This is a genomic window from Nocardia sp. NPDC059764 (genome assembly GCF_042732555.1).
Lineage (GTDB): Bacteria > Actinomycetota > Actinomycetes > Mycobacteriales > Mycobacteriaceae > Nocardia.
This window is the reverse complement of the sequence record NZ_JBHWHH010000038.1, coordinates 25128-49836: the sequence shown is the minus strand read 5'-3', so window position 1 is coordinate 49836 and position 24709 is coordinate 25128. Positions and strand designations below refer to the sequence as shown.

The 24709-nt window shown below is 69.3% G+C and carries 27 protein-coding genes; 12 read left to right on the top strand and 15 right to left on the bottom strand.

The window, feature by feature from the left end; genetic code table 11:
* A partial coding sequence (locus tag ACFV4K_RS11440; protein ID WP_379274056.1) for a TetR/AcrR family transcriptional regulator occupies positions 1 to 429 on the top strand: 429 nt, incomplete at its 5' end.
* Between the two features lie 2 nt (positions 430 to 431).
* Here the strand turns inward: ACFV4K_RS11440 and dmpG are convergent.
* The 10 genes from dmpG to ACFV4K_RS11390 form a co-directional block, all read right to left on the bottom strand.
* Complete coding sequence (dmpG, locus tag ACFV4K_RS11435; RefSeq protein ID WP_379274054.1) at positions 432 to 1439, bottom strand: 4-hydroxy-2-oxovalerate aldolase; 1008 nt, start codon at positions 1437 to 1439, stop codon at positions 432 to 434.
* Positions 1436 to 2386 (bottom strand): acetaldehyde dehydrogenase (acetylating), encoded by a 951-nt coding sequence (locus tag ACFV4K_RS11430; RefSeq protein WP_379274053.1) that lies wholly within the window; start codon positions 2384 to 2386, stop codon positions 1436 to 1438. The genes dmpG and ACFV4K_RS11430 overlap by 4 nt, the downstream gene beginning before the upstream one ends.
* A complete protein-coding gene (locus tag ACFV4K_RS11425; RefSeq protein ID WP_379274051.1) occupies positions 2383 to 3198 on the bottom strand; it encodes a 2-keto-4-pentenoate hydratase in 816 nt (271 codons plus the stop codon). Before ACFV4K_RS11425 ends, ACFV4K_RS11430 begins: the two co-directional genes overlap by 4 nt.
* On the bottom strand, positions 3195 to 4919 hold the full coding sequence (locus tag ACFV4K_RS11420) for a bifunctional 3-(3-hydroxy-phenyl)propionate/3-hydroxycinnamic acid hydroxylase (RefSeq protein WP_379274050.1): 1725 nt from the start codon (positions 4917 to 4919) through the stop codon (positions 3195 to 3197). Before ACFV4K_RS11420 ends, ACFV4K_RS11425 begins: the two co-directional genes overlap by 4 nt.
* Positions 4916 to 5941: a VOC family protein gene (locus tag ACFV4K_RS11415; protein ID WP_379274048.1), complete on the bottom strand. Its 1026-nt coding sequence runs from the start codon at positions 5939 to 5941 to the stop codon at positions 4916 to 4918. Before ACFV4K_RS11415 ends, ACFV4K_RS11420 begins: the two co-directional genes overlap by 4 nt.
* A gap of 2 nt (positions 5942 to 5943) precedes the next feature.
* A complete protein-coding gene (locus ACFV4K_RS11410) occupies positions 5944 to 6804 on the bottom strand; it encodes an alpha/beta fold hydrolase (protein ID WP_379274046.1) in 861 nt (286 codons plus the stop codon).
* A gap of 199 nt (positions 6805 to 7003) precedes the next feature.
* Entirely contained in the window at positions 7004 to 8725 is a 1722-nt protein-coding gene (locus tag ACFV4K_RS11405; protein WP_379274045.1) for an urease subunit alpha, read from the bottom strand.
* Positions 8725 to 9036, bottom strand: a complete 312-nt coding sequence (locus tag ACFV4K_RS11400) for an urease subunit beta (RefSeq protein ID WP_379274043.1) — start codon at positions 9034 to 9036, stop codon at positions 8725 to 8727. Before ACFV4K_RS11400 ends, ACFV4K_RS11405 begins: the two co-directional genes overlap by 1 nt.
* Before the next feature lie 4 nt (positions 9037 to 9040).
* Positions 9041 to 9343, bottom strand: a complete 303-nt coding sequence (locus ACFV4K_RS11395) for an urease subunit gamma (protein WP_357085156.1) — start codon at positions 9341 to 9343, stop codon at positions 9041 to 9043.
* Between the two features lie 88 nt (positions 9344 to 9431).
* The gene (locus tag ACFV4K_RS11390; protein ID WP_379274041.1) at positions 9432 to 9869 is read right to left on the bottom strand and encodes a PaaI family thioesterase; all 438 of its coding nucleotides are present in this window, start codon (positions 9867 to 9869) and stop codon (positions 9432 to 9434) included.
* A 238-nt stretch (positions 9870 to 10107) separates the two neighbouring features.
* On the opposite strand from ACFV4K_RS11390, the gene ACFV4K_RS11385 reads away from it, so the two are divergent.
* On the top strand, positions 10108 to 10527 hold the full coding sequence (locus tag ACFV4K_RS11385) for a hypothetical protein (RefSeq protein ID WP_379274039.1): 420 nt from the start codon (positions 10108 to 10110) through the stop codon (positions 10525 to 10527).
* Positions 10511 to 10984, top strand: coding sequence for an NUDIX domain-containing protein (locus tag ACFV4K_RS11380; RefSeq protein ID WP_379274037.1), 474 nt, complete (start codon positions 10511 to 10513; stop codon positions 10982 to 10984). The genes ACFV4K_RS11385 and ACFV4K_RS11380 overlap by 17 nt, the downstream gene beginning before the upstream one ends.
* Positions 10985 to 11181: 197 nt before the next feature.
* On the opposite strand, the gene ACFV4K_RS11375 is transcribed toward ACFV4K_RS11380, so the two are convergent.
* Both ACFV4K_RS11375 and ACFV4K_RS11370 read right to left on the bottom strand, forming a co-directional pair.
* Complete coding sequence (locus ACFV4K_RS11375; RefSeq protein ID WP_379274035.1) at positions 11182 to 12120, bottom strand: hypothetical protein; 939 nt, start codon at positions 12118 to 12120, stop codon at positions 11182 to 11184.
* Positions 12121 to 12379: 259 nt separating this feature from the next.
* On the bottom strand, positions 12380 to 13225 hold the full coding sequence (locus ACFV4K_RS11370) for a helix-turn-helix domain-containing protein (RefSeq protein ID WP_379274033.1): 846 nt from the start codon (positions 13223 to 13225) through the stop codon (positions 12380 to 12382).
* A 519-nt stretch (positions 13226 to 13744) separates the two neighbouring features.
* On the opposite strand from ACFV4K_RS11370, the gene ACFV4K_RS11365 reads away from it, so the two are divergent.
* Positions 13745 to 13963, top strand: coding sequence for a hypothetical protein (locus tag ACFV4K_RS11365; RefSeq protein WP_379274032.1), 219 nt, complete (start codon positions 13745 to 13747; stop codon positions 13961 to 13963).
* A gap of 456 nt (positions 13964 to 14419) precedes the next feature.
* Positions 14420 to 15379, top strand: a complete 960-nt coding sequence (locus tag ACFV4K_RS11360) for a helix-turn-helix domain-containing protein (RefSeq protein WP_379274031.1) — start codon at positions 14420 to 14422, stop codon at positions 15377 to 15379.
* Between the two features lie 3 nt (positions 15380 to 15382).
* Here ACFV4K_RS11360 and ACFV4K_RS11355 read toward each other — a convergent pair whose 3' ends face one another.
* Together ACFV4K_RS11355 and ACFV4K_RS11350 are read right to left on the bottom strand one after the other, a co-directional pair.
* A complete protein-coding gene (locus ACFV4K_RS11355; RefSeq protein ID WP_379274029.1) occupies positions 15383 to 16420 on the bottom strand; it encodes a helix-turn-helix domain-containing protein in 1038 nt (345 codons plus the stop codon).
* Between the two features lie 209 nt (positions 16421 to 16629).
* Positions 16630 to 17334, bottom strand: a complete 705-nt coding sequence (locus ACFV4K_RS11350; protein WP_379274027.1) for a hypothetical protein — start codon at positions 17332 to 17334, stop codon at positions 16630 to 16632.
* 134 nt (positions 17335 to 17468) lie between these two features.
* On the opposite strand from ACFV4K_RS11350, the gene ACFV4K_RS11345 reads away from it, so the two are divergent.
* The 7 genes from ACFV4K_RS11345 (at position 17469) to ACFV4K_RS11315 (ending at position 24235) form a co-directional block, all read left to right on the top strand.
* Entirely contained in the window at positions 17469 to 18506 is a 1038-nt protein-coding gene (locus tag ACFV4K_RS11345) for a FecCD family ABC transporter permease (RefSeq protein ID WP_379274025.1), read from the top strand.
* A gap of 125 nt (positions 18507 to 18631) precedes the next feature.
* The gene (locus tag ACFV4K_RS11340; RefSeq protein WP_379274023.1) at positions 18632 to 19657 is read left to right on the top strand and encodes a FecCD family ABC transporter permease; all 1026 of its coding nucleotides are present in this window, start codon (positions 18632 to 18634) and stop codon (positions 19655 to 19657) included.
* A gap of 37 nt (positions 19658 to 19694) precedes the next feature.
* Entirely contained in the window at positions 19695 to 20486 is a 792-nt protein-coding gene (locus ACFV4K_RS11335) for an ABC transporter ATP-binding protein (RefSeq protein WP_379274021.1), read from the top strand.
* A 78-nt stretch (positions 20487 to 20564) separates the two neighbouring features.
* Positions 20565 to 20966: a BlaI/MecI/CopY family transcriptional regulator gene (locus tag ACFV4K_RS11330; RefSeq protein ID WP_379274020.1), complete on the top strand. Its 402-nt coding sequence runs from the start codon at positions 20565 to 20567 to the stop codon at positions 20964 to 20966.
* 43 nt (positions 20967 to 21009) lie between these two features.
* Positions 21010 to 21951, top strand: coding sequence for a M48 family metalloprotease (locus tag ACFV4K_RS11325; RefSeq protein WP_379274018.1), 942 nt, complete (start codon positions 21010 to 21012; stop codon positions 21949 to 21951).
* Between the two features lie 250 nt (positions 21952 to 22201).
* The gene (locus ACFV4K_RS11320; RefSeq protein ID WP_379274059.1) at positions 22202 to 23638 is read left to right on the top strand and encodes a DEAD/DEAH box helicase; all 1437 of its coding nucleotides are present in this window, start codon (positions 22202 to 22204) and stop codon (positions 23636 to 23638) included.
* A gap of 213 nt (positions 23639 to 23851) precedes the next feature.
* Positions 23852 to 24235 (top strand): hypothetical protein, encoded by a 384-nt coding sequence (locus ACFV4K_RS11315; RefSeq protein ID WP_379274016.1) that lies wholly within the window; start codon positions 23852 to 23854, stop codon positions 24233 to 24235.
* A gap of 10 nt (positions 24236 to 24245) precedes the next feature.
* On the opposite strand, the gene ACFV4K_RS11310 is transcribed toward ACFV4K_RS11315, so the two are convergent.
* Complete coding sequence (locus tag ACFV4K_RS11310) at positions 24246 to 24686, bottom strand: nuclear transport factor 2 family protein (protein WP_379274014.1); 441 nt, start codon at positions 24684 to 24686, stop codon at positions 24246 to 24248.
* Between the last annotated feature and the right edge of the window lie 23 nt (positions 24687 to 24709).

Genomic DNA, 24709 nt, shown 5'->3' with positions numbered 1-24709 from the left:
GTGCTGAACATCTACAGCGGGATGCGCGACGACATCGTCGCGCTCTACACCGACCCCGCCGAGGTGTTCGCGGTCAGCTTCCGCATGACCGGGCGGCTGCAACGGCAACTGCCCGAAGGGGTCCGGGTGCTCCTGAACTCCGGCACCTCCATCCTGCTGCGCGACGAGGGTCTGGCCCCGCGCGCCCGGCACGACATCGTGGCCGCCCAGGAGGCGGGCCGCTTCGAGCCGATGGATCCCGATATGGCGGTCATGGCCGCGGGCGGCGCGCTGCTGGGTCTGCTCCAGATGCTCGACGCGCGACCCGACGCCGACGCCGGCGCGCTCACCGACGAGATGACCTTCCACGTGCTGCGCATGTTCGGCATGACCAAGCGCGCGGCGCAGAAGCTGACCACCGCCGAACTGCCCCCGCAGCCGCAACTCTGAGTTCATCGCCGCGCGATCAGGTCGAGGGCGATATCGGCGAGCATGTCCTCCTGCCCGCCCACGAGGCGGCGGTGTCCGGCCTCCACCAGCAGTGTCCGCACGTCGACGCCGTAGGTGCCGGAAGCCTGTTCGGCGTGCCGCAGGAAGCTCGAGTACACGCCCGCGTAGCCGAGGGTGAGGGTCTCGCGATCGACCTGGACCGGACGTTCGAGCAGCGGGCGGATCAGGTCGTCGGCGGCATCGGTGAGCGCGTCCAGGTCGGCGCGGTGCTCCCACCCGGACAGGTCGGCGACCGCGACGAACGCTTCCAGCGGCGTATTGCCCGCGCCCGCACCGAGACCCGCGAGGGAGGCATCGACCCGGATCGCGCCCTGTTCCACCGCGACGACGCTGTTGGCCACCGCCAGGGACAGGTTCTGGTGGGCGTGGATGCCGATCTCGGTGGTGTAGTCGAGGACATCGCGGTACGCGCGGACCCGGTCCCGCACGCCGTCCATGGTGAGACGGCCCCCGGAATCGGTGACGTAGACGCAGTGCGCGCCATAGGATTCCATCGATTTCGCCTGACGAGCCAGCCCTTCGGGGCTGTTCAGATGGCTCATCATCAGGAATCCGGAGACGTCCATCCCGAGTTCGCGGGCACACGCGATGTGCTGGGCGGCGATATCGGCCTCGGTGCAGTGGGTGGCCACCCGCACCGACCGCACCCCGAGGTCGTGGGCTCGGCGCAGGTCCGCGACGGTGCCGATGCCGGGCAGCAGCAGCGTGGTGAGCCGGGCTCGGGTGAGTGCGCCCGCGGCGGCTTCCAGCCAGTCCCAATCAGTGTGGCTGCCGGGGCCGTAGGTGAGGCTGCCGCCGTGCAGGCCGTCGCCGTGGGCCACTTCCACCGCGTCGACTCCGGCGGCGTCCAGGGCGGCGGCGATGGTGGCGACGTCGTGCGGGCTGATGCGGTGCCGGAGCGCGTGCATGCCGTCGCGCAGGGTCACGTCTTGCAGGTACAGATCGGTCATCGGGCGGGCTCCGGGGTCGGTGCGGTCGCGGCCAGGCGTTCGGCGACCCGCAGCGCGGCCGAGGTCATGATGTCGAGGTTGCCGGCGTAGGCGGGCAGGTAGTGGGCCGCGCCCTCCACCTCGAGGAAGACCGACACCTGGTGGGTGACGGACGCGTTCCCGGTCAGCGTGTGCCGCGCGGTGTCCGGGGCCAGCGGCGTGATCTGGACGTCCTGTTTGAGCCGGTAGCCGGGCACGTAGGCCGCGACCTCGGCGACCATGGCGGTGATCGATTCCCGCACGGCCGCTTCGCGTTCGGAGTCGGGATCGTCGATGAGCGCCAGGACGGTGTCGCGCATGAGGAGCGGGGGTTCGGCGGGATTGAGGACGATGATGGCCCGGCCGGCCGCCGCGCCGCCGACGTCTTCGATGGCACGGGAGGTGGTTTCGGTGAACTCGTCGATATTGGCGCGCGTGCCCGGCCCCGCGGACCTGGAGGCGATCGCGGCCACGATCTCGGCATAGGGCACCGCGGTGACCCGGGCGATGGCGGCGACGATCGGGATGGTGGCCTGGCCGCCGCAGGTCACCATGTTCACGTTCGCCGCGTCGAGGTGCGCGTCCAGGTTGACCGCCGGGACCACGAACGGCCCGAGCGCGGCCGGGGTCAGGTCGATGAGCCGTTTGCCGTACGGGCCGAGCGCGGCCGAATTGGCCTGGTGCGCACCGGCGGAGGTGGCGTCGAAGACGATGTCGATCTCGTCGAAGTGCGGCATGGCGATCAGCCCCGCGACGCCGTCCGCGGTGGTCGGCACGCCGAGTCGCGCCGCGCGGGCCAGCCCGTCGGAGGCCGGATCGACGCCCACCAGGGCGGCCATCTCCAGCGTGTCCGACAGGCGCAACACTTTGATCATCAGATCGGTGCCGATATTGCCCGATCCGATCACCGCGACCTTCGTGCGGTTCATCGTTCCTCCAGGGTGAAGTCGACGGCGCCGAGTACATCCGTGCCGGTGAGTAATTCGGAGCGCACGCGGGCTCCGGGCCGCAGCGGGGCCATCGGCCCCAATGCTCCGGACAGCACGGTCTCGCCCGCGCGCAGCGGGTCGCCGATATCGCGGGCGGTCCGGGCCAGCCAGGCCAGGGCTTCGAGGGGGTCGCCGAGGCAGTCGGCGCCGGTTCCGGTGGACGCGAGCTCGCCGTCGACGGTCATGCGCATGGTGATCGCCCGCGGCTCGAAACCGGTGGGCGAGAGTCGTTCCGGGCCCAGCACGAACCAGCCGCTGGAGGCGTTGTCGGCGACGGTGTCAGCGAAGCTGATGTCCCAGTCCGCGATTCGGCTGTCCACGATCTCCAGCGCGGCGACCGCGTGGTCGACGGCCGCGCGCACGCTGTCGGCGTCGAGGCGGTCGCCGTCGAGGTCGGCACCGAGCACGAAGGCCAGCTCGGCCTCGACCTTGGGTTGCAGCAGTGCCGGCCGCCGCGACCATGGCGTCACACCGGCGTCCATATCGTCGAACAGGACCCCGAAATCGGGCCTGTCCACCCCCAGCTGGCGCTGCACCGCGGGCGAGGTGAGCCCGATCTTGCGGCCGACCCGCCGGGCTCCCGCCGCGGTCCGCTCCCGGACCCCGATGCGTTGCACCGCGTACGCGAGCGCCACATCGTCGGGTCCGATGAGATCGCGGACCGGGGTGACGGGTTCGCCGCCCTGCCTGGCCCGGGTCAGCCGCTCGGCCGCCGCGCGCACCTCGGGCGCGTCGTTCATATCCGTTCTCATCGAGCCTCCACTGTCGTCGCCGTCGGATACGGCAGCGCCGCACCGGGTTCGGTGTCGGGAATCGCGAGCTGTCGGCGCAGTTCGGCGATCAGTTCCGCGGATCGTCCGCGCGGGACGACGCCGAAGACGAATCGGTCGGGGCGCAGCAGGATCAGGCTGCCGTTCCGGGCGCCGGCCTTGGCCAGCCAGGACGCCAGGGCGCCGGTGTGGTCCTCGATGTCGGCGATGTCGGCGGCCGCATCGACGGGGCGACCCTGCGGTCGGCCGCCGGCGGCATGAACGGTGACGAACCGGATGCCCAACGCCCGTGTCGTCGCGAGATCGTCGCCGGCCAAGGCCGTGCGCGGGTCGATCCCGATGCCGAGCAGCGAGAAGCCCAGTCCGAGTGCGTCATCGAGGCGCAGCCGGCGGCCGTCGACGGTCCGCACCGGCGGCTGCGGCGCGAGCGTGCCTTCGATGCCGCGCATCCGGCGCCGGGGCATCCCCAGGTACGCGCCGCGCCGGCAGCGTGGCGAGGGCTTCATCTTGGCGGCCCGGATCCAGCCGCCCAGGCCCGGCACCCGGGTCGCGGTCATCAGGGCCAGGTCGCGCACCTGGGCCAGGGCCGGGTTGGCGAGGGAGACCAGTTCCTTGTTGAGGACCGACAGGTCGATCATCGCCTTGGCGTGCGGGCGGCGTTCGGTCTCGTAGGTGTCCAGGATCCGCTGGTCCGCACCGTGTTCGAGGATGGCGGTGAGCCTCCACGCGAGGTTGTCGGCGTCGCGGACGCCGGAGTTCATGCCCTGGCCGATGAACTGCGGCGTCATGTGGGCGGCGTCGCCCGCGATGAGGACGCGCCCGTCGCGCCAGCGGTCGGCGATCACGGCATTGAAGGTGTAGACGAGCTTGCGCACGACCTCGACCCGGTCGGGGTCGACGAAGCGGGAGATGTGGCGGCGCACCGTGTCCGGGCTCTCCATCTCCTCTGTGGTCTGGCTGTCGGTGAGCATGAATTCGAAGCGGTGGTGGCCGCCCGGCTGCGGGCAGGACACGATCGGCAGGGCCGGGTCACAGACGAAGTCGAAGTAGGGCAGGTGCGCGAACGGGTTCGCGCCGTCGCGGGCCTTCAGGTCCACGACCAGCCAGCGTTCGGGAAAACTGGTGCCGCTCATGTCGATTCCGAGCGCGGCGCGCACGACGCTGCGGCCGCCGTCGCAGCCGACCAGGAAACGCGCGCGGACGCTCTCGGCGGTCTTCCGGTCGGTGTCGGGCGGGTTCTTGCCGTAGCCGGTGCCGTGGCAGCGGGCGTGCTCGACGGTGACTCCTTCCGCATCCTGCTCGAAGCCGAGGACTTCGCGGCCGCGGAGCACGGTGACGTGCGGATACCGATCCAGCGCGCGTTCGAGAGTGTTCTCCAGGTACGGCTGGTAGAGGAAGTTCACGATCGGCCAGCCGAGCGGTCGGTCGGTGCGCTGGAACTGGGCCAGGATTCGCCCGTCGCCGCGCACCCATTGCACGACCGAGTCGGCGTTCATGTCGGCGGCCAGTTCGTCGGCGGCCCCGGCGGTCTGGAAGATCCGCAGGCCTTCGTCGTCGGTGTAGACGGCGCGGGCCATGCCGTAGAACTCGGGTTCGCGTTCCAGGACGAGCACGCTGGTTCCGCGCCGGCCGAGCAGGTTCGCCAGGGTGAGGCCGGTGGGTCCGAGACCGACGATCACCACGTCGTAGCCGGTGTCTGTCATCGGGGTCCTCCGGTCAGCTGCGGAACGGTGATCTCCGGTGTGGCGGCGCTCCGCAACGCCTGCCGGAACTGGGTGAACTTGTCGAGCACGGTCTCCCCCACCGGGGTGTGCCCCCAGCTGCTGATGCCCTGGTAGGTCGTTGGCTCCCAGGTGGATTCGAGTTCGGACCCGATGACCACCGGATTCCAGCCGACCTCGAGTTCGAAGCCGGAGGGGGTCACGCAGTAGAAGGACAGCTCGCGGTCATTGGTGTGCTGGCCGACCGACCACTGCATGCGGAAGCCCAGTTCGGTGACCCGCCCGAACGCGGCGAGCATGTCGTCGAGGGTCGCGGACTGGATATTGATGTGCTGCACCCGCGTTCGCAGCGGATCGAGCTTCAGACCGCGGAGGTTGGCGATGGCGATCGAGTGGTGGCGTTCGTTGACCCGCAGGAATCGGATCTTCATCCTCAGGCCGGACACGTTCTCGTCGATGAAATCGGTCAGGCGGGAATCGAAGACGGTCCGGTAGTAGGCGCGCATGGTCTCCGGCTCGCGCGACACCATGGCCACGTGCCCCAGCCCGGCCTCCCCGGTGACCCAGCCCGAACTCAGCATCCGCAGCGGCGCCGCGGTGGTGGTCGACGTCGTGAAGATCTCCTGCGCAAGGCCTTTCGGGCCGGCGAAGCGCCACAGGCGTTCCACTCCGCGCAGGGCGGCCTCGTCCGCGCTGCCCTCGGTGATCGGCACGCCCCGGTCGGCGACCCGGGCCAGGATCCGGTCGAAGCTCTCGTGATCGTCGATCTGCCAGCCGATGGCGGTGACGTCCTCGGCGGGACCGCGCTCGATCAGGAACCGGCATTCACGCTCGTCGAGGCGGAAACGCACAGTGCCGGCATCGATCTCGTCGACGTGCAGGCCGATGGCGTCCGCGCCGAAGCGCCGCCACTGCGGCAGCCGATTCGATCGCACCGCGATGTAGCCCAGATGGACGGCGCCGAAGACCGATCCGTCGGTGGTGGGTCGCAGTAACTCGCTCATGATCAGTCCCCGAGGAACGCGGCCGCGAAGGTGTTGAACAGCTCGGCGCGCTCCCACTGCACCCAGTGGCCGGTGTTCGCCGCCAGGTACAGATCGCAGTTCGGCATGGTCTGGGCGAGCATTCGCCCGCCCTCCGGGCGATTGACCTTGTCGTTCGCACCCCAGATCACCAAGGTGGGATGGGCGAGCGCGCGCAGCCGTGAGTCGCGGGTGAAGTCCATGCGCCACAAGGTCCGCAGCGCCAGCGGGCCCGATGGTCGGCGCAGCGGCGGGTTGGCGACGACCTCGGGGTCGATGCTGGCCGCGTAGCGCTGTTCGATCAGCTCCTCGGGCACGGTGCCGCCGTCGAAGACCAGGTACTCCCGGATGAATCGGCGCAGCTTGTCGCGACTGGGACCCTCGCCCTGGTAGTAGCCCAGCAGCGCGCTCAACCCGGCGGTCGGCAGCGCCCGGGTGGTGCCGACGCCGCCGGGGCCCATGAGCACCATGCGGCCGACCTTCTCGGGCCGATCCAGCGCCAGTCGCAGGGCGGCCGCGCCGCCGTAGGAGTTCCCGACCAGATGCGCGGAGTCGATCCCGAGCTCGTCGAGGAGCCCTCCGATCGACCGCCCGAGGTGCCCGAACGGATCCGACTGGTCGATCCACTTCTCGGACCGCCCATATCCGGGCAGGTCCGGCACGATCACGCGGAACCGGCGGGCCAGTTCGCCGATATTGCGCGAGTAGTTCGCGGTCCCGGTCGCGCCCGGGCCGCCACCGTGCAGCAGCACGACCGCCGGTCCCGATCCGGTCTCGCCAATATGGATCTCACGGCCGCCGACCCGGACCGTCCGTTCGGTCAGCTCGCTATCGATGCTCGTCATCGCCACCTCCGTACCCGTTGTTGATGAAATCATCAGTTACGAGGGTTTCCTCTGTCAAGAAGAAAATGATGAAATCATCAGAATTGCGGGGTGGGTGTCCACCGACAGGGAGGCGTCCGCAGACGAAAGAACGCCAATGCCCATCGGGCATTGGCGTTCGATGCGGTATTCGTCCTCCGCGGACCGGGAGGACAGTGACTCAGAACAGGAAGTAGCGCTGGGCCATCGGGAGTTCGGTGGCGGGTTGCTCGCTCCAGACCTCGCCGTCGATGCGGACGGTGAAGGTGTCGGGTTCGACCTCGATACGCGGCATGGCCTCATTGTTGGGGAGGTCGGCCTTGGTGCGGCGGCGGACATTGGCCACGGGTACGAGTTTCCGGTTGACGCGCAGGCGGTCGGCGAGGCCGTCCTCGATGGCCTGTTCGGAGACGAAGTGCAGGGACGTCGAGGCCGTCACGCTCGGGGCGGCGCCGAACATGGGGCGCGGGAGGACCGGTTGCGGGGTCGGAATGGAGGCGTTGGCGTCGCCCATGGCGGCCCAGGCGATCGCGCCGCCCTTGATGACGGCGTGCGGGCGGACGCCGAAGAAGGCGGGCTCCCACAGCACCAGGTCGGCCAGTTTGCCGACCTCGACCGAACCGATCTCGGCGTCCAGGCCGTGCGTCACCGCCGGGCAGATGGTGTATTTCGCGACGTAGCGCTGCACGCGATTGTTGTCGGCGGCGCCGTCGCCGGGCAGGGAGCCGCGGCGGCGCTTCATGACGTGCGCGGTCTGCCAGGTGCGCATGACGACCTCGCCGATGCGGCCCATGGCCTGGGCGTCGGAGCCGATCATGGAGATCGCGCCCAGGTCGTGCAGGAGGTCCTCGGCGGCGATGGTCGAGGGGCGGATGCGGGACTCCGCGAAAGCCAGGTCCTCGGGGATGGACGGGCTCAGGTGATGGCACACCATGAGCATGTCCAGATGCTCGTCGAGGGTGTTGATGGTGTGCGGCCGGGTCGGGTTGGTGGAACTGGGCAGCACATTGAGATGCGAAGCGACGGTGATGATGTCGGGTGCGTGGCCGCCGCCCGCGCCCTCGGTGTGATACGAGTGGATGGCCCGGCCGCGGATGGCGGCCAGGGTGTCCTCCACGAAACCGGCCTCGTTCAAGGTGTCCGAGTGCAGAGCCACCTGCACGCCGGAGGCGTCGGCGACGGTGAGGCAGCGGTCGATGGCGGCCGGGGTGGTGCCCCAGTCCTCGTGCAGTTTGAAACCGCCCGCGCCGCCGCGCAATTGCTCCCACAGCGCGTCCTCACGCACCGTGTTGCCCTTGCCCAGCAGCAGGATGTTGACCGGCCACGAGTCGGTGGACTCCAGCATGCGGGCCAGATGCCAGGCGCCCGGGGTGACGGTGGTGGCCTTGGAGCCCTCGGCCGGGCCGGTGCCGCCGCCGACCAGGGTGGTGATGCCACCCGCCATGGCCTCGTCGAGGATCTGCGGGCAGATGAAGTGCACGTGGCAGTCGATGGCGCCGGCGGTGACGATGCGGCCATTGCCGGCAATGATCTCCGTCGACGGACCGACCACCAGGTCCGGGTGCACACCGCTCATGGTGTCCGGGTTCCCGGCCTTGCCGATGGCGACGATGCGGCCGTCGCGAATACCGATGTCGGCCTTGATGATTCCCCAGTGGTCGACGATCACCACACCGGTGATGACGGTGTCCGGGGTGCCCTCGGCGCGGGTGGCGCGGGCCTGGCCCATGGATTCGCGCAGCACCTTGCCGCCGCCGAACACGGCCTCGTCACCGGCGAGTCCCGGTCCGCCGCTGCGGTCCTCGGTGATCTCGATGAGCAGGTCGGTGTCGGCGAGCCGGATGCGGTCGCCGACGGTGGGCCCGAACAGTTCGGCGTATCGGGCGCGAGAGAGTTCGGCCATCAGGCATCCAGCTTTCCGGGAGGGGTGAGGCTGATTCCGTGCACTTCGCGGTCGCCGCCCAGCGGGACCAGCGAAACCCGCTGCCCCAGACCGGGTTCGAACCGCACCGCGGTTCCGGCCGGAATGTCGAGACGGTGGCCGTGCGCGGCGGCGCGGTCGAATTCGAGCGCGGAGTTGGCCTGCGGGAAATGCACGTGCGACCCGACCTGCACCGGCCGGTCCCCCGTATTGAGCACATCCAGCTCGATGCGTTCGGCGCCCGCGTTCAATTCGATCGTGCCGTCGGCACAGAGGTATTCACCGGGAATCATCGCGTCATCCGATCGGGTGGTGGACGGTGACGAGCTTGGTGCCGTCCGGGAACGTGGCCTCCACCTGCACGTCGTGGATCATCTCCGGAATGCCGTCCATGACGTCGTCGCGGGTCAGCACGGTACGCCCGGAGGCCATCAGCTCGGCCACCGTGCGCCCGTCCCGCGCCCCCTCGAGCACGTGATCGGTGATGATCGCGATCGCCTCGGGATGATTGAGCTTCAACCCCCGAGCCTGCCGCCGCCGCGCCAACTCGGCCGCGTAACTCAACAGCAGGCGTTCCTGCTCGTGCGGCGTCAGTCGCATACGGGCTCCTCGGCAATCACGGGGACGGATCGTCGGTCATTCTGGCACGCCCCGCGTTACCAGCATGTTTCGACGATCCGCGCCCCCGTTACCGACTGAGGTTCTGCAAGCGAACCTGCCCCCGAGCCACCGTCCGCTCCTGCTCATCGGTGATGACGACCTGCCACAACTGCTGCGACCGCCCCCGATGAACAGGCGTCGCCACCCCCGTCAACTTCCCCTCCCGAACCGCCCGCAGGAAGTCGGTGTTGTTGTTCACCCCGACCACAGTCCCCCGATCCCCCAACCAGGCCCCGCCCGCCACACTGGCCAGCGTCTCGATGACCGTGCAGTACACGCCACCATTCACGATCCCGGCAGGCTGATACAGCTGCGGCGTCACCACCCACTCCGCCGCGGCCCCATCCCCACTCAACTCGGTGAATTTCAACCCGATCAGGTCCGTGAACGTGCCCTCACTCAGCTTGTTCATCAGCTCAGGCGTCACATCAGCCAGCGATTTGATCGAAGAGAAGTCGTCGCTCATATGCACACATTTGCACATTCCTCCCCCACCCCCGGTACCGGGACCTACTCCGACGCCAACGCCGCACCCAACTCGTACGGCCCCAACCGCGTCCGCCAGTGATGACACTCGGCAGGACTCACCGTCTGAAGATCCGCGAACGCCGTTCCGAAATACCCGATAGTCTCTGGATGTCATTGGTCCACAAGGCAACCGAGCGGATAGACATCATTGGATATGCCTATCCCTCGTATTCGAGTTGCTGCCCAACGCGTCCGAACTGATCGCGGCGAAGGCCCGCATCGGGTGTGCGGTGCGCTTGGGTTTCGCAGATCCAGAGTGCGACCACGTCATGGAGCGCGACAGACTGGAACAGATGGGTGGAACCCTTCCGGGCCGGATACGAAACGCTCTGTCGATGTTGGGTCCTCTCGCCGACACCCCAGGATGCGAGGTGGCACTGCACACCGCACACCCGCACAACTCGGTGTTTCGGTTCGACGTGGAGATGATCGTGACGCCGCATTTGTTCCGAGCCAGGGGCTACCAGCACCCGGCGCTCTACCTGCGGAGACTGTCACCGCACGGCATCTTCGAATCATTTGCAGACCAGGTCGAGCAGATCTGGGGAACAGCGACCCCTTTCGAGATCGAGGAGGACCGTGGGCCCACGGCGTGACTACTACCGGGATCCGAACGCACCCAAGCCGAATTCACTGAAGCCAGGCGGTTCGGCTTTGGTGGTGGACGACGCGGGTCGGGTGCTCATGCAGCGCCGTGGCGACTCGGGCAATTGGTCGCTGCCAGGAGGAATCATGGAATTGGGTGAGACCTTGGCAGACTGCGTGATTCGTGAGACCCGCGAGGAAACCGGGTTGGATATCGAGGTCACAGGATTGCTCGGGATCTACACCGATCCCGAGCACGTGATCGCGTATTCGGATGGTGAAGTTCGGCAAGAGTTCGCGATTGTGTACTACGGCAGGGTGATCGGTGGCGAGATCGAGGTCTCACACGAATCCACCGAGGTTCGCTTCATTGCGCTCGACGAGCTGGAAGACCTGCCGGTTCATCCAACCGTGCGCTTGAGGCTTCGACACCATCAGGAAAGCCGCAACCCTCCATGGCTGGGCTGACGCCCAGTCCACTGATCACGCGATTCGAGGCTCAGTTGCAACTTAGGTAAGCCTGACCTACACTCGGAATCGGCGTCAGGATCGTGGGAGGCCCCGAGGGCTGCGGTGGCCCCCGATCCGCTGCCGGTGGTGGGTTCTGTCGAGAGTGATCGGTCGACAGAGCCCACCACCTCTGCATTCGGGGCCCACAGGCGTTGTCAGGCACGGGCCGTTTCTTCGATGAGGCGGACGACGAGGGTGAGTCGGCCGGTTGGCGTCCACGCGCCGATGGCGACGTTGCCCGAACCCAGAGGGGTGAGGCTCTCGATCTCTCCCTCGCTGACGAAGTCGATCGGCAGGGGGATGCGTTCGGGCGAGTCGAGGTTCTCGTCGGTGACGATCAGTGCGTCCTCGGTCGCGTACACGGCGACTCGGTCGTCGGTGATCCAGCATCCGGCGAGCCCGAAACCGTACTCGGCGTCGACGTCATTCGCGTCGAGCCGTGAGATCTCCTTCAGGTCCGGCCACGACAGCATCCGTACGGTCTGTGGATCGCTGGGATACGGAGTGATGAGAAGCCTTGCGCCCGACGGACTGAAGCCCGCGATCACCGGGTCTTCTCCTCCGAGGATCTCGGTCAGGTGGAGGCGCGAACCCTCGACATCGACGCGGAAGGCGAGGACGCCGTCCTGACCCATGGCGAGCTCGAGAATCGCCGTGGCTTCGACAGGATGACGATGCAGGAAGGCGCGAGCATCATCGGCGTCGATCGCCTGGTCGTCGAGGATCGCCCCGGTCGCGGGATCGAGCACGCGCAGCCGGTGCTTCTCGCCGTCCGGGACAGCGACGACAAGTAGGCCGCCCAGGAGCGCAGCCGCGTCGGCGGGTGTTCCGGCCACCGTGACCACTTCCTCTCCGGCGATGACGAGCCCGCCGGCGGCGGAGAGTACGAGCAGGTCGAGGGCGGACGCCGCAAGGACGCGGACGCCGCCCTCCAAGGGGAGCACTCGCTGCGCGTTCTCGGCGAGCCTCTCGTCGAGCAGACGCACCGCACCGTCTCGCCACAGCGCGAAAGTCGGACGCCCGCCCGCCTCACCGGCGAAAACGAGACCCGACATCGGGTCCAGAATGTCGAGCACGTCAGCGGAAATGAGCATTCGAGCACTGTATCGAGCACGCCCCAGCCGGCGACGACCGTGCCTTGGCGGTACAGGATCGTCCAGTTGTCGGCTGCACTTGGAAGACGGTCAGACGGCGAGTTACCCGATCCGGCTGATGGAGGGTCTCGGTGAACGAGTAGGTGTCCGGGGCGATCTCGCGTAGTGGGAAGTCACTGATTTCCCAGACGTCCACCGCAGTGGAGGGATTCCGGGCTGCGGCCAGCCGGCGCTGTGTCAACCGGGGCGCGCGGCGCCGCTACTCCGCGTCGAAGTCGGCCATGGCCCAGAGCATGCGGATCCAGCCCGGGTAGCGGGCGCTCTCGACGTCGTAGAGCTGAACGTCGAGGGGGATGAACCTGCCCGCGCGGTCATGCAGTCGAACGATGCGTTCGCCTGGGTTGTCGAGGTCCTGGCATTGCGACCACAACCGCCGGAATTCCGGACTCCGGCCGAGTTCGGCGAGGAACTCGGCCGACCAGTCAGGGACGTCGAAGGCCGCGAGGCGGGCCCGTAGGACCCCCACCGAAGCGCGCGCCGCCGCATCCCGATCCAGCAGGGCGGTCTCGGCCCGGAGGTCCTCCAGCAGCCAAATCAGCCAGTTGCCGCCGACGGTCAGCCCCGGAAATGCCTGGCGGGCAGCGTCGTTCAGGGCCAGCACGTGCCAGCGGGCGTCGAAGTATCCGGCGGGATCCGAGCCGAGCCGCTCGAGCCGACGCAGCTTCGCCGGAGTGATGGCCGCACGCAGCTCGTCGAGTTCCGGCGCGGCCGGGTCCGGCAACCCGGCCAGGTCGAACAGGAGGCGCCGGGAGCGGTGCGACACCGGGTGGACTCGATTCAGGCAGCCGAACAGGGCTTCCACCACCGCTTGGGTGGGGCGACCGCGACGGCCCAGTTCCAGGTGGGTGATGTAGCTGGCGCTCACGCCGGCCGCCATGCCCAGTCGCTCCCGTGACACCCTGCGTTCGTCGCGCAACAGCCGCAGCACCGCACCGAAGCTCGGCGGCTGCACGGCCGCGCCGTCGACCTCCGAGGACCGCCGTCCCGCACCCCGCAGGCCCGCGTCCTCGCACGAAATCGTCGCCACGCCTTGCATGTTCGCCATGTCTCTCCCGCTTCTCTCGGCCATGACTGTGACCCCGACCACGAATCCAAGTTATGTGGATGACCGGGGCGGAAAGGGTGCTGTGCGTGCCAGCCAATCGGCTGACAGCGCCAAGTGGTTTGCGGAGGCGGGCGGCTGGGGAACCGAATGCCGCACAGTCACTCTGAGTCGAAAGCTGTGCACTCACGGTCATGGGCACCGGCGGCCGCGAACCTTAGGGTCGAATCCGGGCGGGCGACGCAGTGAGCCGCCTCCCCCGCCCGGTTCCACCACGCGGCCGGCCGTCGGCGACGACCCACCTGCAGGGGTCGATCACCCGGCCGGCCGCGAGAGCCACCCCCGTGTGGAGACCGCTCCACACCGCGGGCATCGCCGCCCGCCTTCTGACGCACCGCATCATCCGCCCGGCACCCTGCGCACCATCGTGCTGCCCGCCACCCATCCGGACTCGGCGCGGACCGCGACCTCGCGGCGACGCTGACCGCCGCCTTCGCAGCCGAAGGCGCTGCCGGACAGCGGGTGTCGATCGATCGACTGGTGGCGGTGCCGGGATGTCTGGACGCCGACACCGTGCGCCGGACCGCGAGCGGCTATCGCGCCGATGCCGCGGGAGTGCCGGTATTGACGGTCGAGCGACTGCGGCTCACGGCGATCGACTCGGCCGCCGTGACGGAGTCCGTGGTCCGCAACGGGGCCTTCGATCGCGTGGATCGGGTGCTGGTGGACACCGCTCGCTGACCTGCCGCGGCGGCCGGCCATGCGTCCGCGGGGTCGTCGCCCGGCAATACTCCGGCCCCCGTTCCGTCACCGTCCGGAACCGGGGGCCGCCGCATGTCCACGGGCTTGCTCTGCGTGCCGCCGAATCGACTCACAGCGCACGCGAATCGCGTGCTCGCCGTGCGTTAGCTGACGCATAATTCGACACGTCGGAGGCAGCTCGCAGTTTTGCTGTGGGCGCACGATTGTCGCCTCTGCGTGCCGCGCGCGTGGCACTGAGAGCCGATTCCTCGGCGCGAATTCACTGGTCGATTGACCGGCAGGTCCCTTTTGCACGACTTTTCAGCACTGCGGTCCTCGTAATGCCCCTCTCACGCATGCATGGAGTTTGCCGTGAACTTTCTAAAATCAGGCCGTTCGTAATGTTCAGCACGAAACTGGGACCCGGGGAGGGGCGGGGTTCCGAGGGGAGTTGAGATGGCTGTCCTTTTGGACGCGCAGTCGTACCCGATCGAGAATCGGCACGGCCTGGTCACCGACCTCGCGAAATCGGTCGCTCTCCAGGTCGACGCCGAACTGCTCGATCCGCCCGAACGCGTCATCACCCGCCACGAGAAGTGGCGGCTGGGCGTGGCCACCCTGCACCGGATCCAGATCTCCGCGGTCCGCGTGCGGCGCACACCCGCGCACGTCCATCGGACACCGTCGTCCGCGGTCGCGGTCGTCCTGCAGAAGCAGGCGGTCCGGCATCACTACCAGAACGGCCGCCACACCGTGACCGCCCCGGGCGAATGCGCCCTGTGGGACTTTGCCACCCCCTTCGAGGTGGGCTGGGACGGCATCGGCGAATCCTGGTGCATTGCGGTGCCACGGGATCGGCTGGGACTGTCCACCGAAACCCTCGCCGCCGCCACCGGACGGCTGCGGCACAGCCCCCTGCACGATATGGCCGCCGGGCAGATCACCGAGCTCATCGAGGGCGCCGAAGCCTTGGAACGCGACCCGGCCGCGGTCATGGTCGGCCAGTGCTGCGTGGAAATGGTGCGGGCGCTGCTGCTCTCGGCTTCCGGACCCGCCACCGGCGACGAGACCCCCGCGCATCAGCAGGCCGTGGTCCGCGAGGTGCAGAACTACGTGCGCCGCCACCTCAACGATCCGGACCTGCGGGTCGAGCAGATCGCGGCGGCCCACAACATGTCGGCCCGGTACCTGTACCGGCTGTGCGCGAACGCCGGAATCCGCCTGGAGCAGTGGATCATCGGCGAACGCCTCGCCGCCGCCCGCGCCCTGCTGGTGGATCCGGCCCACGGCGGACGCACCATCAGCGCCATCGCCCACACCGTCGGCTTCCGTGACGCCACGCACTTCACTCGCCGGTTCCGGGCGGCGTACGGCATGACCCCGCGCGACTGGCGCTACGCCGCCGCGACCGCCTGAACGCTAGCTCACGGACCCGCCGGCACCCCGCGCCTCGGCCCGCCATTCGCTCGGGCCGACGCCGTAGGCGGCGCGGAAACGGCGGGTGAAGTGGCTCGCGTCGCGGAATCCGGAAGCGCGCGCGATCCAGCCGATGGTGCGCTCCGCGTGCCGCGGATCGGCGAGCATGCGGCGCGTCAACTCCAGGCGCTCCCCGATGATCCACTGCTGCATCGACAATCCCTGATCCGCCCACAGCCGGTACATCCGGCGCACCGAGATATGGTGCGCGGCGGCGACTTCCGCCGCGGTGAGGTCGCGACGGCGCAGATTCAGGCGCAGGTAGGTCTCCATCTGGCGTAGCAGCAGCGGGGCGGGCAGTCCCGCCCCGATTCCCTCCACCGGCTCGGCCCCGGCCGCCGACAGCACCAGTGCGCGCACCATATCCACGCCCGCCCTCCCCAGATCGGCAGCGCCCGGATCGTTTTCGATCCGGTCGGCCCGGGCCACCAGATCGACCATGAACGACGACACCAGTGGACACAAGGGACTCCCGCGCAGACTCAACGCCGCGCTGCGCACGATGTCGCCCGGCAGCTCCAGCTCGTCCACCGACATGCGCAGGCTCACGCTGATCGAGGCGCCGCGCATCACCGACACGAACGGATTGTCGTGGTCGATGGCTCCGCAATCCCCGGGCGCGAGCACCTCCTGAATGCCGAAATGCTCGTGGATGCGGGTGCCGCCGATCTGCCGGGTCACCGAGAACAAGCCCGCCGGAGTGGTCCGGACATGTTTGGGAGTGCGGAGTACGTCGAGCCCCGTGGTCTCGGTCCGCAGCACTTCCACCGGCCCGAACAGCCACGCTTCCATGCGGCCGTGGGCCCTGCCGCGATCGGCGAAGCGGACGTCGGCGGCGGCCACGGTCTCCGAGGCGACGGCGGCCAAGGCGTCCGCGCGCTCGTGCCGGGCCAATGCCGCGGTATCGAACACGACCGCCATCCACGCCTCCACCAGTTCGATCCGACGACGCGGTGCGGGCACCCCTCGGGGTACCCGCACCGCGGTCGGAACAGTAGCAGCAGCAAGTGGACAGCACACCATCGTGCAGATAGCCCGCCCGTCCTCGATCACGGTCCACGAATTGCACCGTCAATACATCAAGATCGATTGCCGCACAGTCTACTTGCGAGACCCCGACCGGCGCGATACGTCACTGAGTCGACGGCTACAGCAAACCGGTGGCGTAGCGTTGGAGCGGACCGACAGGTCTACCTGACGCACACCCGGCGCACCGGTAGACCACGGTCCTCGAAGGCCGCCAGCATGGCCTGGCCACGACGCGCGCCCTCGGAGGAGGACGTATTGGCCAGGGCCGGAACGTAGGTCGCCGCACCCACCACCGATTCCGCGACCAACCCCCAGAAGCGCCGCACACTCAGCCCTGAGCAGTGCGTCATCGCCTCCTGGACGAGGGTCAGCGCGGGCAGGCAACGGTGCGCGAGCCAGACGTAGAGCGCCGGCTCGCACGGCAGCGCCACCACACCGTCCTCGCCGACGAGCCGGTCGCCGTCCAGGACGCGAATGGTGGTGTCGGACAGCCCGGCCCAGTCGATGCCGCCGTCGTTGTCGGTGTGGATCCACAGGTTCTCCAGGCCCGGATCCCAGGCGCGGCCCTCCGACACCACCATGGCCATCACCCGGCCCACCACCGCGTGGATCAGCGCGGTGGCCACCACCTCGGCGGCGATGTCGGCATTGCTCATCTCCGCGGCGTGGCGCCGGTACATCAGCTCGATGCGGCCCGCACGGATGCCGTCGGCGAGTCGCCACCATCTGCGTTTGCCCTGGTCGACCATGGCGGCGACGGCGTAGACACGCGGGTGGTCGGGTTGCAGGGCGCGCAGGCGGTGGCAGGCCGACCCGAAGGCGAGCCTGGAATCGCGCGGCGGGCACACGGTTACGGGTTCGAGCATCGAACCTCCTCATTCATCGACTATTCGGCCAATGTGGGGACCAAAGGCGTGGAGCATGGACAACGCGTACGAGAAGATAGGTTAGGCTTACCAGACTTATCGACCATAGAACGTGTCAGGAGTAGTTCGTCACCGTGCCCGCCGTAGTCACCACCAGACGGCGACGTCTGTCCGGACTTCTCGTTCTGGCCGTGCTCCTGCTCGGCGCACTGGCCGCCAGCATCGCCCTGGGCACCCGCAATCTGGGACTCGGAACCGTCTACGACGCACTCACCTGCCCTGGTGGACTGCCGCTTTCGTGCCCGGCCACCGACACCGCCGCCCAGATCGTGCGCGAATTGCGGCTCCCCCGAACCGGACTGGCCCTCATCACCGGACTCGCGCTCGGCATGGCCGGAGCGCTCATCCAGGGCTACACGCGAAACCCCCTCGCCGACGCCGGATTACTCGGCATCAACGCGGGCGCGGCGTTCCTCGCGGCGCTGAGCATCCACCTGCTCGCACTCACCAGCCCGGCGCAGTACATCTGGTTCGCGTTCGCGGGGGCGCTGCTCGCGGGCGCGGTCGTCTTCGGCATCTCCGCGCTCGGCGGCGGTAAGGCCAGCCCCCTGAGCCTGGTCCTCGCGGGCGCGGCCGTGACCGCGTTCCTGCAGGCCATGACCAATGTCGTTGTCCTGCTGGACGGGACGGCCCTCAACACCTACCGCTACTGGGTGGTCGGCGACGTCGCCGGGCACGACGCCACCGCCTTCCGGCAGGTCCTGCCGTTCCTCGCGGTCGGCGCGATCCTGGCCCTGACCTGCGCCCCGACCCTGAACCTGCTCGGGCTCGGCGACGACGTGGCCCGCGGTCTCGGCGTCGACATCACCCGCAGCCGCGCCCTCGGCCTGGTCGCCGTCGTCCTGCTCGCGGGCGCGGCCACCGCCGCCGTCGGCCCCATCGCCTTCCTCGGCCTGATCGTCCCCCACCTCGCCCGGGCGTTCACCGGCCCCGACTACCGCTGGCTGCTCCCCTACTCGGCGCTGCTCGGCGCGATCGTCCTGCTGCTGGCCGACACCGCGGGCCGATTGATCGCCCGCCCCGGCGAACTCCAGGCCGGAGTCACCCTCGCCGCCCTCGGCGCACCCTTCTTCCTCCTGCTCGTCCGCCGCCGAAAGCTGGTGAGCCTGTGACACTCCCGACACCTCCCAACACCACCTCCGACGCTGTGAGCTCGGGCGACTCACCGGCAAACTCCGCAGCAGCGGCCGGATTGCGAGCGGTTCGTCCCGCCGTCCGGGCAGGCGGATTCTCGTCCGTGTTGCGTCCGATGGCGCTGATCGCCGTGATCTCGCTGGCGGCCTTGCTGTTCGGATTGTTCGCGCTGGATATCGCGCTGGGCGAGTTCCGGATTCCGGTCGGGCGCGTGCTGGATGTGCTGGGCGGTGGCGGGACTCGGGCGCAGCGATTCGTGATCATGGATTCGCGACTGCCCCGCGCGCTCACGGCCGTGGTGGTCGGGGCGGCGCTGGGGCTGGCGGGCGCGGTGACGCAGTCGATTCTGCACAACCCCCTGGCCAGCCCGGATCTGCTCGGGATCACCTCCGGCGCGAGCGTCGGCGCGGTCGCGATGCTGGTCGGACTCGGCGAGGCCGGGACCGGGACGGCTGCGGCGCTCGAAGTTTCGGGGGCCGCGCTGGCGGGCGGGCTGCTGACCGCGGTGCTCATCTACCTGCTGGCCTGGGGTCGGACCGCGTCCGGGGATGCCGGGGTGATGGGATTCCGATTGGTGCTCATCGGCATCGGCGTCAACGCGGCGCTGCTGTCGGTGGTGAGCTGGCTGCTGACGCGGGCGACGCTCACCGACGCCGCGCACGCCCAGCAATGGCTGACCGGGTCGCTGAACATGGCCGACTGGTCGAGCCTGATCCCCGCCTCGATCGGGTTGGGGCTCGCGCTGCTCGTCACCGCCGGGTCGGCGCGCACCCTGGCCGCGCTGCGGTTCGGCACCGACACCACCCGCGTTCTGGGCGTCCGCATCCAGACCCAGCAGGCGATCCTCATCGCCGCCGCGGTCTGCTGCACCGCGCTGGCGACCGCCGCGGTCGGCCCGCTCGGCTTCGTGGGGCTGGCCGCGCCGCAGATCGCGCGACGGCTGCTGCGCACGCCCGGTGAACCGGTCATCGCGTCCGCGCTGGTCGGGGCCATCGCCGTGGTGGGCGCGGACCTGCTCGCGCGCACCGCGTTTCCGGTGTCGCTGCCCGTCGGAGTGGTCACCGCGGCCGTCGGCGGACCGTTCCTGCTGTATCTGCTCGTTCGCACCAATCGGAAGGCGACACTGTGACTTCGACGTCGGCTCCCGCGACTTCTAAGGTGGCACTGTGACTCTCGCTGCGGAATCCCTCACTCTCGGCTACGGCGAGCGGATCATTGTCGACGGACTGTCGGTCGACATCGAGCCCGGTCTCATCACCACCGTCATCGGCCCCAACGGCTGCGGCAAGTCCACCCTGCTGCGCTCCCTGGGCCGGCTGCTGCGCCCCAAGGCGGGCCGGGTCCTGTTGGACGGCAAGGCCATCGCCACCATGAAGACCAAGGACATCGCCCGCGTGGTCGGCATGCTGCCGCAGACGCCGGTCGCGCCCGAGGGTCTCACCGTCGCCGACCTGGTCGCCCGCGGCCGCCACCCGCACCAGTCCTGGCTGCGGCAGTGGTCCGCCGACGACGAGACCGAAGTGCTGGCCGCGCTCGAACAGACCGGTATCGCGGACCTGGCCGGGCGCACCCTCGACGAGCTCTCCGGCGGCCAGCGCCAGCGCGCCTGGATCTCCATGGCCCTGGCCCAGGGCACCGACATCCTGCTGCTCGACGAGCCGACGACCTACCTCGACCTCACCCACGCCCTCGAAGTGCTGGACCTGGTCGACCGCCTGCACGACGACCTGGGTCGAACCGTGGTCATGGTGCTACACGACCTGAACCTGGCGATCCGCTACAGCGACCGCCTGGTCGTCATGCGCGACGGCCGCATCGAGGCCCAGGGCGCGCCCGCGGACATCATCAATGCCGAGCTGCTGCTGGATGTGTTCGATCTGCGGGCCGAGGTGCTCGAGGATCCGGTGTCCGGGCGGCCCATGATCGTGCCGATCGGCAACCGTCACGTCATCGTATGAGGAATCCCACACCAGCAACCCGCCGGTTACGACGACCTGTAGTACGCATTGCTGTCGTTGTCTCCGTAAGCTGGTGGGATGGCAGGTCTTGGTGAACTCGAGAAAGCGGTCATGGACCAGTTGTGGTCGGCCGACGAACCGCAAACGGTCCGGCAGGTCCATGAAGCCCTCGCTGAGCGTCGTGAACTCGCGTACACCACGGTGATGACCGTTCTGCAACGCTTGGCGAAGAAGAACCTGGTGGTCCAGCAGCGCGACGACCGCGCACACCGGTACGTGCCCGTGCACACCCGCGACGAACTCGTCGCCAGCCTCATGTTCGACGCGCTGCAGCAGGCGGACGAGGTGGGCAGCCGCCGCGCCGCGCTCGTGCACTTCGTCGAGCAGGTCGGCGCCGACGAGGCTGACGCATTGCGGGCCGCACTCGCTAAGCTCGAAGCCACCGAGGTGGCGCGCAAGGACAAACCCGAGTCCAAATAGCTGTACCCTCGGCCCGAGCCCCACAACGCAGTGAGCTGAGGACATGGACTGGACAGCGCCGGTATTCGCCGGTCTCGCCTTGTTATTGGCGGGACCGGTGCCAGCGCTGCTCTCCCGGGCCACCTGGCCCTACCGCAGTCCCCGTGCCGCGCTGGTGCTCTGGCAGGCCATCGCGCTGGCCGCGGTGCTCAGCGCCTTCGGCTCCGGACTCGCCATCGCTTCCCGCCTGCTGGTCCCCGGCCCCGACGGCCGCCCGACCACCACGCCCAGCAAGGAGATCGATGTCCTCGGCCTGCCGCTGTGGCTGGGCCTGGTGCTGGTGTTCGCGCTCACCCTGCTGGTCGGGGCGCGGCTGATCTGGTCGGTGATCCGGGTCGGCATCCACACCCGCCGCCGCCGGGCCCGCCACCGCATGCTGGTCGACCTGCTCGATCAGTCCAGCGTGCAACGCAAATCGGCCGACATCCGGGTGCTCGCGGCCACCGAGCCGATCGCCTACTGCCTGCCCGGGCTGCGCCGCCGCGTGGTGCTCAGCCAGGGCACGGTCACCAATCTGACCGACGAGGAACTCACCGCCATCGTCAGTCACGAACGCTCGCACCTGCGCGCCCGCCACGACCTGGTGCTGGAAGCCTTCACCGCCGCGCACGAGGCCTTCCCCCGCGTGGTCCGCTCCAAGTCCGCGCTGGACTCGGTGAAACTGCTCATCGAACTGCTCGCCGACGACTCCGCGGTCAAGGCCACCGGCCCCACCCCGCTGGCCCGCGCGCTGGTGGCCTGTTCGAATTCACCCGCGCCGCAGGGCGCGATGGCCGCGGGCGGACCCAGCACCTTGATCCGCATCCAGCGCCTCGCCGGTCCCATCGGCGACCTGCGCATCGCCGTCGCCGCGTATCTGGCCGCCGCCGCCATCCTCGTGGTGCCGACCCTCGCCGTCGCGATCCCCTGGCTGGTCGAGGTCAGCCGCCTGGTCAGCCGTGCCTGAACCCGCTCCGCCCGCCCGCGAATCCGACTCGGGCGCGGACGGTTCCGCCGTGCCCGCCCGACGCTCCGGCAGCTCGCCGAACCCGACATCCACCCGCCGCGGGCCCGCGGCGACACCGAATCCCGATCCGGAGGACACCATCCACACCGACCCGGCATCCGCACCGACATCCACCGCCGCGGCGGCGCCGACCCGATTCGCGGATCTCGGTCTGCCGCCGGTGCTGGTGCAGGCGCTGCGGCGGGGCGGGATGGATACGGCGTTCCCGATTCAGGCCGCGGTCGTTCCCGATATTCTCGCCGGCCGCGACGTGCTGGGACGGGCCGCCACAGGGTCGGGCAAAACGCTGGCGTTCGGGTTGCCGATGCTGGTGCGGCTGTTCGGTGCGCCGAGCGCCCCCAAGCGGCCGCGCGGTCTGATCCTCGCGCCCACCCGGGAACTGGCGATCCAGATCGAGGCGGCGCTGGACGAGCCCGCGCTGTCGCTGGGCCTGCGCCTGGCCACCGCGGTCGGCGGGCTCCCGATCAAGAAGCAGGAGGAGCGGCTGGCACGCGGCGTGGACGTGGTCATCGCGACGCCGGGCCGGTTGACCGACCTGCTCGGGCGGAAAGCGGTGCAGCTGGCCGATATTCGCGTGGTCACCGTCGACGAGGCCGACCACATGGCCGAACTCGGCTTCCTCCCTCAGCTCACGGCCCTACTGAACAAGGTGCCCGACAACGCGCAGCAGCTGTTGTTCTCGGCGACGCTGGACGAGACCGTCGACGGACTCGTGCAGAAGTACCTCCACGATCCCGCGACCCACGCGATCGGCGCGACCACGGGGAACGTGGCGAATACGGCTGCGGCAAGCCCGGATTCGGACGCGCTCGCGGCGGATTCCGCGTCGGGCGCGCATTCGACGGCGCTGGTCACGGGTTCGGCCACCTCCAGCACGGGAGACAACACACCGGGCACCGGGTCGGCCGCGGGCTTGCCGGGCGGCACGGTCACGGGCGACTTCGGGAGAGTCGCCGCGGGGCCGACGATCGCGCATTACGCCCTGCACGTCCGGCGGCCCGACAAGCGCGCGGTGGTCAGTGAGATCGCCGCGCGGCAAGGCCGGACGCTGCTGTTCGTGCGCACCCAGCACGGAGCCGACAAGCTGGCGCGCAAGCTCCGCGAGATCGGGATCGGCGCGGTCGCCCTGCACGGCGGCAAGGCGCAGAACCAGCGCACTCGCATGCTCGCGGCCTTCGTCGACGGAACCGCGCCGGTGCTGGTCGCCACCGATGTGGCCGCGCGCGGGCTGCACATCGACGACATCTCGCTGGTCGTGCACGTCGACCCGCCCGCGGATCCCAAGGACTACCTGCACCGCACCGGCCGCACCGCCCGAGCGGGCGCGTCGGGCACGGTCGTCACCATCGTCACCCCCGACGACCGCGAGGAGGCGGTCCGGCTGGCGGAGCGCGCCTCGGTGACCCTCACCGACGTCGAGGTGCGCCCGGGTGATCGCCGACTCGTCGAGATCACGGGAGCCCGCCGCCCGAGCGGCCGTCCGATCGCCGATCCCTCGGCCCCGCCCGCACCCGAGCGGAAGGCCGACAAGGAGCAGCCGCGCTTCCGGCAGCAGCGGCCGCAGGGCGAGAGCCGCGTGCACAACAAGAAGCGCAAGCCGGGCGCGGCCCGCCGTTCGTCCCGATGAGGGCGACACGTTTGTAGGTTCCTACGACACGCGGGCACAAAGGGCACGACCTTTCCGGCAAATCCGACGAGATTGAAATAACTCGGAGCCGGAAAGCAGGCTCGGCAAATATCTAGCAAACGTCAATAGGGCCTGTCGCGCGCCGCAAGAATCGCCCTCTCCATTCCCTGCGGGGAATCGCGCACCAGGCGGCGAACGGCGAGCATCGGGACCATGCCCGAGCGAAACACCCTGCGCTACACCGTGATCACCTCCACCCCGGACGGCGGATCGGCCTTCACCGATGCCGAAATCCCGCTGGCCGACCGGACTCTCGCCGCCGGCGTGCCCGCCATGGCGGTGGGCGCGGTGCCCTCGATCCCAGGCGTGTCCTATCTCCGCAGCGGCGGCTTCGACAGTGCGCCGCATCCGGCCCCGACCAGGCAATGGGTGGTCATGTTGCGGGGCGCGATCGAGGTGACCACCACCGACGGCGAGCGCCGGCGGTTCGCACCCGGAGACCTGGTGCCGGCCGCCGACACCGAGGGCCTCGGTCATACGACCGTCGCGGTAGGGGCGCCACCGTTCGAGGCGCTGTTCATCCCCACCCCATCCTGAACCGACGGGATCAGATCAAGTCGGCGTTGCCGTCGATGACCTTCAACTTGTATTCGAAACGGTCGATGCGCCAGCCCTTTTCGGTGCGCTGCAACCCCAGCACGTAGCTGCCGACGAACCAGCGGGTGGTGCCGCCGGTGGCGTCGTTCTTCACGTGCACGGCGATGGCGTCGGCGTGCGCCAGCGCGGTGTCGCCGGTGATCTCGATGAGCTGATTGCCCGCCTGGTGGTGCACGGCGTCCAACGCGCCCAGCCCGGCGGCCCAGGCGTCGACGATGTCGGCGCCGGGCTGCGGGCCGACCGGTCCGCCGAAACCGTTGTCGAAGAACACTTCCGGCGCGAGCACCGACTCGCGCAGGTCGGCCCAGCGGGCCTGATCGCAGTAGACGAAGAGCTTGGTGAGGGTGTCTCTGATATCCAGTCGATCGGCGAGCGCCGCAAGATCGGTCACGCTCGCGAACGCTAGGACAGCTC